This is a genomic window from Sulfurimonas sp., from assembly GCF_027056685.1.
Taxonomy (GTDB): Bacteria; Campylobacterota; Campylobacteria; order Campylobacterales; family Sulfurimonadaceae; genus Sulfurimonas.
Map to the genome: position 1 here is coordinate 1 of NZ_JALUKE010000250.1, position 1772 is coordinate 1772.

Sequence of the window (1772 nt, forward strand, 5' to 3'; positions counted from 1 at the left end):
TGCAAAGATATGGATGAGAAGTATTTTTCATGGGCTGCGCCACTTCAAAATAACAGACTAATAGCCGAGTTTGCAGTACTTTCACACAAGCTTGAGATAGTTGTATTGGTCTCTTATTTTGAAAAGGCAGAGAGTGCTTATTATAACTCTTTGGTCGTGATTGACAAGGGTGATGTGTTGCAAAATTATCGTAAAACACATATTCCCGATGGTCCGGGGTATGAAGAGAAGTTTTACTTTGAACCAGGAAATACCGGCTTTCAAGTCTATGATACAAGTTTTGGAAAAATTGGCGTAGGTATCTGTTGGGATCAATGGTTTTGTGAGACGGCACGGGCTTTAACACTTAAAGGTGCTGAGATTATTTTTTATCCGACTGCCATAGGAAGTGAGCCTGAGATTGAGCTTGATTCAAAAGAGCATTGGCAGCGTGTACAGATGGGACACGCTGCGACAAATACAGTGCCTGTTGTCGTGGCAAACCGCTATGGCAAAGAGATTGGTGAGAGCTGTGAGCTAACATTTTATGGCTCTTCATTTATTACTGATTATACAGGGGCAAAAGTGGCTGAAGCGAGTCGAAACTCAGAGGAGATTCTTTACGCTGCGTTTGACTTGGATGAGAATGCAAAACAGAGAGAGTACTGGGGACTACTGCGAGATAGACGACCTGATATGTATAAAGATATTTGTTAGATATTTTGTAAAATAATAGCTTCCAAATCCTCAAGCTTCGCAGAGGTGATGTCGCCAAACTGTGTACGGTTAAAGGTCTGTTGGCGTTTTGCGAGCTGGGCTGTATGGGTTGTAATGTTTTGAAGCATCTCCTCTTTGCTAACTTTTGCATCAAGATACTCTAAAACCTCGACAATGCCAATGGCACCCATAGGATGGGGTGAGCGTGTGTATTTTTGTTCAAGGTAGCAGACTTCATCTATTAACCCCATCTCATACATCTTTTGTGTACGCAGTGTTATTCTTTGTCGCAGCACTTCACGTTCTACATCGATGTTAAAAACAGGTAGATTTGCTATGACTGGCTGTGGTGGATGTGCTTGAAACCACTTTGAGGGAGTGAGCTTGGAAGCTTCATAAATAAGCAGCGCTTTTTCAATGCGGTAGCTGTCATTAGGTGCTATTTTTTGCATATACGCGCTGTCAAGTGAAGAGAGAAGTTTATAACACTCTTCTAAATTTTGAAGTTTTTGTTCTACAATTCTCTGCGTTTGGTTTGTGATATTTGGAAGTGGCGAGAGTCCATCAAGCAGAGATTTAAGGTAAAAGGAGGTGCCACCAACGATGATGAGGTTCTTGTCATCTTTTTGGCATGCCGCTACTGTCTTTTTGTATAAATCTATAAAAATATCAACACTAAAGTATTCGTTAGGGTAGAGTTCATTAATGCCAAAATGTTTTACTGCGTTTAACTCACTCTTTGATGGTTTTGCGGCAACGATATCTATCTCTTTGTAGATGCTGAGCGAGTCTATGGAAAGAATGTAGGCATCAGTTTTTTGTGCAACACTAATGGCTAAATCACTCTTTCCTGATGCGGTGGGTCCAATGATGGCAAGTTGTTTCATAAATGAATTATAGCATTTTAAGATTGTAGCTCAAAAAGTGCATAGAGTGGATTATGGTCGGAGATATTTTTTGTCTCTATTGCCGCTGCGTTTAGCGGGGTGAGACCTCTGTAGTAAATATGGTCAAGCTCTTGTGAAAATATCTTTTTTACATGCCCGTCTCTTCTACACATCTGACTCTGCCGACTA

The 1772-nt window shown here is 40.8% G+C and carries 2 protein-coding genes; one reads left to right on the top strand and one right to left on the bottom strand.

The genetic code is table 11. The features are described from left to right. Positions 1-696, top strand: a 696-nt coding sequence (locus tag MVY38_RS10985) for a nitrilase-related carbon-nitrogen hydrolase (protein ID WP_297486279.1), incomplete at its 5' end; no start/stop codon positions are given. On the opposite strand, the gene miaA is transcribed toward MVY38_RS10985, so the two are convergent. Further along, on the bottom strand, positions 693-1583 hold the full coding sequence (miaA, locus tag MVY38_RS10990; protein ID WP_297486282.1) for a tRNA (adenosine(37)-N6)-dimethylallyltransferase MiaA: 891 nt from the start codon (positions 1581-1583) through the stop codon (positions 693-695). The genes MVY38_RS10985 and miaA overlap by 4 nt on opposite strands. Positions 1584-1772 lie beyond the last annotated feature (189 nt).

Coding starts and splice junctions, on each gene's coding strand:
- miaA (WP_297486282.1), bottom strand. CDS start 1,583: ATGAAACAACTTGCCATCATTGGACCCACCGCATCAGGAAAGAGTGAT.